This window comes from Nocardia sp. NPDC052112 (genome assembly GCF_040680135.1).
GTDB lineage: Bacteria > Actinomycetota > Actinomycetes > Mycobacteriales > Mycobacteriaceae > Nocardia.
Window position 1 is genome coordinate 517662 of sequence record NZ_JBFAWD010000004.1, and the last position, 6976, is coordinate 524637.

Below are 6976 nucleotides of genomic sequence, written 5' to 3' on the forward strand. Positions count from 1 at the left end.
GTCACCTCCTTTCGCAACATTCGGCCTGCTACCGGGCCGTTTCCGTCCAGGTGACCTGCAGTTCGTGGACACCATAGATATTCATGTCGGTCCTGAGTTTCACCTCGCCCGCGGGGATGGCGAGCTCGAGAGTCGGGAAGCGGCGCAGCAGTCCGGCGAAACCGGCGCGCATCTCGATGCGGGCCAGCTGCTGGCCGAGGCATTGGTGGACGCCGTGGCCGAAGGACAAGTGACCGCGGGCCTTGCGGTGGATATCCAGGGCGTCGGGATCGTCGAAACGCTGGGGGTCGCGGTTGGCGGCCAGCAGCGAGACGACGACGGTCGAACCCTTACCGATCGTTTCACCGCCGAGTTCGATGTCCTCCGTGGCGTAGCGATAGAAGATGTCGGCGACGGACAAGTAGCGCATGAGTTCCTCGACGGCATCGGGGACCAGGTCCACGTCGGCGCGGAGTTCGGCCAGCTGCTCCGGATGCTCCAGGAGCGCGAAGGTGCCCAAGGCCAGCATGTTGGCGGTGGTCTCGTGACCCGCGAGCAGCAACAGGAAGGCGATGCCTACCAGCTCCTCGATGCTGAGGTCGGCATCGCGGGCGAGGTCGGACAGCAGGTCGTCGCCGGGTTCGGCGCGTTTGCCCGTGACCAGTTCGGCCAGGTAGGCGGTCATCGCGCCGTACGCGGCCATCTTCTCCTCCAGCGACTGGTCCCTGACCAGGAACTGGGCGGAATTGACCTGGAAGGTCTCGCGGTCGGTGTATGGGACACCGAGCAATTCGCAGATCACCAGCGAGGGCACCGGCAACGCGAATTCCTTGACCAGGTCGACCGGCGGGGTCAGGCGCGCCATCGCATCCAGTTGCCGCTCGGCTATGTCGATGATGTGCTCTTCGAGCTGCTTCATGCGTCGGACGGTGAACGCGCCGGTGAGCTTGCGCCGCAGCCGGGTGTGCTCCGGCGGGTCCATGGCGATGAACAAACCCGGCACCTGCGGGGAAGGTTCGGTAGGGACGGGCATGCCGGGGGTTTCGTATGCCGCGTGCACGATGCCGATGTCCTGGCGAGAGCTGAACCGGGTGTCGGCCATCAGCTTTCGAACCGCGTCGTAGCCGGTGACGAGCCAACCCTCGTGACCGTCGGGGAAGACCATGGGACTGACCGGGCGGGTCTCGCGCAGCCGGGTGAGGTCACGGGGTGGGTCGAAGGGACCCGCATCGCGCGTCAAGGGGAGGCCGCGCGGGGTGGAAGCGGTCTGGCTCATCGGATTTCCTTTCGTGGCGGTTGTTGCGACCACGATCACCGCCAGACCTGACATACGACTGTCACGGCGCTGACACCAGCGACGAACAATCGGTCACCTGCTCGAACCAGCCCACGAGCCGGTACCGCGGCAACTTTCGGCGCCGCGTCGGCAGATTGCCCGTGGCAAGATCGGCCGGGTGCAGATCGGGATACTTGGGCCATTCGAGATACGCGCGGACGACGGTGCTTTCGCCGACGTGCCGGGCGCGCGGCTGCGCGGGCTGTTGATCGCCCTCGCACTCGAACCAGGTCACGCGGTCCCGAAGGCAACGCTCATCGACTGGATCTGGGGTGAACACCCGCCGTCCGACGCGGCGAATGCCTTGCAGCGGTTGGTTTCCCGGCTGCGGAAGGTGCTGCCGGACGGAGTCGTCGAGGGGCAGACGGACGGATATCGGTTGCGGGTGGAACCCGACGCCGTCGACGCCGTGCGGTTCGAACGCCTCGTCACCCAAGCCCACAATGACGAGGATCAACGAGGGGTACAGCGGTTGCGTGATGCCCTCGCATTGTGGCGCGGTGCGGCCATGCAGGACGTCGGTCTGCAGGAGAGTGCGGCGTTCGACGCGGCGGTCACCCGGCTCGAAGGGCTACGCCTGACCGCCATGGAGGATCGGTTCGATGCGGAGATCAGCCTCGGCCACGGTGCCGAGCTGGTCACGGAACTGACCGATGTGGTGGCCGCGCATCCGGTGCGAGAGCGGTTGGTCGCCGCGTTGATGCGGGCCCTCGTCGCTACCGGTCGCGACACCGATGCGCTGCGCGTGTACGAGCGCACGAGGGAAACCCTGGCCGACGAGCTCGGCGTCGACCCCGCACCGGAGTTGTCCGCGTTGCACCTCGCGCTGTTGCGGGGTGAGTTGGGACGGCGGGAGGAGAACCGCAAGACCAACTTGCGTGCCGAGCTGACCAGCTTCGTGGGCAAGGACTCCGATATCGCCGCGGTCCGCGAACTCAATGCCGAACATCGGCTCACCACCCTGATCGGGCCGGGCGGCTCGGGGAAGACCAGACTGGCCACGGAAACCGCGCGCACGATGCTCGGCGACCTGCCGGACGGGGCCTGGCTGATCGAACTCGCGGCGATCGGCGCCGACGGTGACGTGGCACAGGCGACGCTCGCCGCGCTCAAACTGCGGGATGCGCTACTCGGCGAGGCGCCGGACACGGAGCCTACGGATCGGGTCATCGCCGCGGTCCGCGAGCGGGCGATGTTGCTGATTCTGGACAACTGCGAGCACGTGATCGAGTCCGCGGCGACATTCGCGCATCGAGTGCTCGGCGAGTGTCGGCGACTGCGGATCCTCGCGACGAGCAGGGAACCCCTCGGCATCACCGGCGAGGCGCTGTGGCCGGTCGTACCGCTGGCCTTGCCGAAGGGGGATGCCGACCCCGGCGAGATCGAGTCCTCGCCGGCCGTCCGGCTGCTGCGGGACCGAGCCGGCGCGGTGCGCAAGGATCTCACGACCGACGCCCCCACATCAGCGACTTTGGCGCGCGTCTGCCGGGCGCTGGACGGGATGCCTCTGGCAATCGAACTCGCCGCGGCCAGATTGCGCACCATGTCCCTCGATCAGCTCGCCAATCGCCTCGACGACCGGTTCCGCCTGCTGACCGGCGGCAGCCGCACCGCGTTGCCGCGGCACCGGACGCTGCGCGCGGTGATCGACTGGAGCTGGGAGCTGCTCACCGACGCCGAACGGAAGGTGCTGCGCAGGCTCTCGGTGTTCTCCGGTGGTGCGAGCCAGGAAGCGGCCGAACGGGTCTGCGCGGGCACGGGGGACAATGCGGTCGAGACATGGGAGGTGCTCGAGTTGTTGACCGCGCTGACCGAGAAATCGCTTGTGGTCATCGAGGACGAGGGGGCGCCGCGCTACCGGATGCTGGGCACGATCAAGGAGTACGCCGAGCAGCGTCTCGCGGAGGCGGGAGAATCGGATCCGGCACGCCGCGCCCACCTCGCGTATTTCACCGAGCTCGCCGAAACCGCGGATCCATATCTGCGCCGCGCCGAGCAATTGGAATGGCTCGCCACGCTCGAGGCCGAACACGACAATATCGCTGCCGCGATGCGCGGTGCGCTCGCGGCCGGCGAGGCGGACGGTGCGATGCGGCTCGCCGCGGCCGCCGGCTGGTACTGGTGGCTCGGCGGGCACAAGGCGGAGGGCAATGAGCTGCTCATGGCGGCCACTGCCCTGCCCGGCGAGGTGGCCGACGAGATCCGGGGTGTGGTGTACGGGTTGGCCGTACAGTTCGTGACGTCCGGGCGGCAGAGTGACCAGTACCAGGCGCAGGACTGGATACACAAGGCGTACGAAATCAGCCAGCGTATTCAGAGCCCACACCCGGCGCTGAAGTTCGCCGCCCCACTGGAACGCATGTTGCAAGCGCCGGATGCCTTCCTGCCCGCGTGGGAATCACTGCTGGTCGACGAGGACCCCTGGGTGCGCGCCCTAGCCGGGATGCACCTCGGCAAGATGCGGATCGAGCTCGGCTACCACGGCCGGGAAGCGGACACATATCTCGAAACGGCGGTCACCGAGTTTCGCGCGCTCGGCGAACGGTGGGGGATTTCGTTCGCCCTGACCCAGCTGGCGAATCGAATCGCCACGCGCGGCGAGTTCACCGGTGCGTGTGAGCACTACGAACAGGCGATCGCGGTCGTCACCGAGGTCGGTGCCCTGGAGGATGTGGTGCAGATGCGGTCGCGGCAGTCCCAGTTCTACTGGCTGTCTGGCGATGCGGAGTCGAGCGCGGCCGCTATGGCCGAGGCACAGCGCTTCGCGGAACGAGTCTCCTGGCCGAATGTACTTGCCGAGCTGGCGCTGTCGCAGGCGGAACTCGCGCGCTGGAGCGGTAACGCCGAGCAGGCACACCGGCAACTCGACGTCGCGACAGCGATGCTGGGCGATGACGCCGAGCAGCCGAACATCCGCGCGGTGATACATGACCTGCTCGGCTACCTCACGGAAGATCTCGACGAGGCCCGCGAACACCGCGTAGCGGCCTGCCAGGCGGCGTCCGAGGCAGGGCACGCACCCCAGATCGCCCAGGTGCTCGTCGGGATCGCGGATCTGGCGCTGCGTGCGGAACAGTACGAGCAAGCCGCGCGGCTGCTCGCGGCGAGCACCAGCGTGCGCGGTCTGTCGGATCGTTCCCAACCGGATGTGGCCAGGATCGAGCAGGCCACCCGAAGTCGCCTCGGTGACCCGCGGTTCACCGAGGCGACTCAGGAGGGGGCGCAGGCGAGCTGGCACGAATTGGTCGCGGTTACGCTCGCTTGCTGAATGTGGAACGCGCCCACAGGAACCCGACGAGGGCGATGCCGGCGCACCAGGCGATGGCGGCGACCGCATCGCCGATGTGCGGTGCGCCGTTGAGCAATCCGCGCAGGGTTTCGATGATCGGCGTGAAGGGCTGGTACTCCGCGAACTGCCGCAGTCCTGGTCCCATCTTTTCGGCAGGCACGATGGCGCTGCTGAAGAACGGCAGCATGACCAGCGGCACGGAGGCCAGACCCGCCGTTTCCGGAGACTTCGCCGCCAATCCCAAGGCGACCGTGAGCCAGCTGGCCGCGAAACCGAGCAGCACGACGACGCCCACCACGCCGAGCCAGTCGAGGAAACTCGCCGACGGACTGAATCCCAGCAGGAAGGCCACCCCGATGAGAGCCGCGATGGCGATCAGATTGGTCAGCACAGTGGCAATGACATGACCGCTCAACACCGCGCCACGGGACACGTCCATGACCTTGAACCTGTTGATGATGCCCTTCGTCATATCGGAGTTCACCGACGTCGCGGTGGCCCCCAGCCCGTAACAGACCGCCAGCAGGATCAGTCCCGGCGTCGCGTAGTCGATGTAGTCGACACCGACATCGAATGCGTCGCCGAACATGTACACGAACATCAACATGATGATGATCGGCATCAGGACCGCGTTGAACACCGAGGTCGGATTGCGGGCGATGTGCTTGAAGTTGCGGCGCAACATCACCATCGAATGGGATTTGGTGCTCATTTCGCTTCCACCTCCGTGGCGTGGCCCGTCAGGGCGAGGAAAACATCGTCGAGGTCGGGTGTGTGTACGGAGAACTCTTCGGCGCTGAGCGCGTACTCATCGAGCCGGTCCAGCAGAGCCCGGAGTGAATTCGTCCCGCCATCGCCGGGCACCCGCAGGGTCAGTGCCTCACGGTCCGGTGTGGAGTCGGCGAAGACACGCGCAGCCGCGTCGAGCTGGGAGACGTCGGCGAACCGGAGCCGGACGTGTGTGCCGGGGATCTGGCGCTTGAGGTCGTCGGGCGTGCCCTGGGCGACCAGGCGGCCCTGGTCGAGCACCGCGATCCGGTCGGCGAGCTGGTCGGCTTCCTCGAGGTACTGGGTGGTGAGGAAGATGGTCACGCCGTCGGCCACCAGGTCACGGATGATCGACCACATCGTGCGGCGGCTGCGCGGGTCCAGACCGGTGGTCGGCTCGTCCAGGAAGATGATCTGTGGGTTGCCGACGAGCGTCATCGCGAGGTCGAGCTTCCGGCGCATACCGCCGGAGTAGGTCGACGCGGGTTTCTTCGCCGCCTCCACCAGATCGAAGCGTTCCAGCAGCTCTGCTACGGTCCGCTTGCCGTCTTTGGCGGAGACTCCATTGAGATCCACCATGAGCTGCAGGTTCTCCTGCCCTGTCAGCAGTTCGTCCACCGCCGCGAACTGGCCGGTGACCCCGATCGCCGCGCGCACCGCCTTGGCCTCGCTCGCGACATCATGGCCGGCCACACGTACCGACCCGCTGTCGGCTTTTATCAATGTGCTCAGCACATTCACCGTCGTCGTCTTACCGGCTCCATTCGGACCGAGCAGGGAAAAAATCGTTCCCGCACGGACATCCAGATCGATGCCGTCGAGCACGACCTTGTCCCCATATGTCTTTCGCAGCCCTGACACCGCGATCGCTGAATTACTCATGCGAGCACCATCGGTGCCTGGCCTGACACCCACCTGTCACAGCACTGACACGGTGTGCTGCCCGGCCGTGCCCGTGTCAGCCTGGCGTCAGGGTGGTGTCAGGCCAGACACCGAGAGTTGTCGGCATGACGAAGAACAGCACCTCCTCGACCGACTCGAGCTGGACCGGCATGGTGGCCGTCGACGATACGGCCCTGGCCGTGACCGACACCGGCGGTTGCGGTATCCCGGTGATCTACTGCAATGGCCAGTTCGCCACGCAGGGGTACTGGCGGCGGGTCCTGGCCGACCTCGGTCCCGGGTTCCGCCACATCACCTACGACGAGCGGGCCCGCGGCAAGAAATCCAAGACCTCGGCCGACTATTCCTTCGAAGCGTGCGTGCGTGATGTCGATGCCGTTCTCGCGGCCCGCGGTGTGGGGCGGGCGCTGGTGGTGGGCTGGTCCTACGGGGCGTTCGTCGCCGCGCACTGGGCCAGCCGCAACCCCGAGCGTGCCCTGGGTGCGGTCCTGGTCGAGGGCGCCGAACCCTACGACTGGCTCGACGAGGCCATGGAAGCGCGGATCCGCAAGCTGTTCAAGCGGCTGAGCTGGGTCACCCCGCTGCTGCGTCCGACGGGCCTGACCCCGCGCATGTCCGCCGCGCAGCAGGCCGAATGCAATATCGAACTCGGCAAGGTCTCCCGCGAGGCCGACCTGGGCCCGGTGCTGGACGAGATCACC

5 protein-coding genes are annotated in these 6976 nt (G+C 66.9%); 2 read left to right on the forward strand and 3 right to left on the reverse strand.

Annotated elements, in window-relative coordinates:
- Positions 1 to 28: 28 nt before the first annotated feature.
- The gene (locus AB0L58_RS10820; RefSeq protein WP_364384448.1) at positions 29 to 1255 is read right to left on the reverse strand and encodes a cytochrome P450; all 1227 of its coding nucleotides are present in this window, start codon (positions 1253 to 1255) and stop codon (positions 29 to 31) included.
- A 178-nt stretch (positions 1256 to 1433) separates the two neighbouring features.
- On the opposite strand from AB0L58_RS10820, the gene AB0L58_RS10825 reads away from it, so the two are divergent.
- Entirely contained in the window at positions 1434 to 4583 is a 3150-nt protein-coding gene (locus tag AB0L58_RS10825) for a BTAD domain-containing putative transcriptional regulator (protein WP_364384451.1), read from the forward strand.
- Here AB0L58_RS10825 and AB0L58_RS10830 read toward each other — a convergent pair.
- Positions 4567 to 5316 (reverse strand): ABC transporter permease, encoded by a 750-nt coding sequence (locus AB0L58_RS10830; RefSeq protein WP_364384454.1) that lies wholly within the window; start codon positions 5314 to 5316, stop codon positions 4567 to 4569. The two genes, AB0L58_RS10825 and AB0L58_RS10830, sit on opposite strands and share 17 nt — an antisense overlap.
- Positions 5313 to 6254 (reverse strand): ATP-binding cassette domain-containing protein, encoded by a 942-nt coding sequence (locus AB0L58_RS10835; protein WP_364384457.1) that lies wholly within the window; start codon positions 6252 to 6254, stop codon positions 5313 to 5315. Before AB0L58_RS10835 ends, AB0L58_RS10830 begins: the two co-directional genes overlap by 4 nt.
- Before the next feature lie 125 nt (positions 6255 to 6379).
- Between AB0L58_RS10835 and AB0L58_RS10840 the strand changes: the two genes are divergently transcribed.
- A partial coding sequence (locus AB0L58_RS10840) for an alpha/beta fold hydrolase (protein WP_364384460.1) occupies positions 6380 to 6976 on the forward strand: 597 nt, incomplete at its 3' end.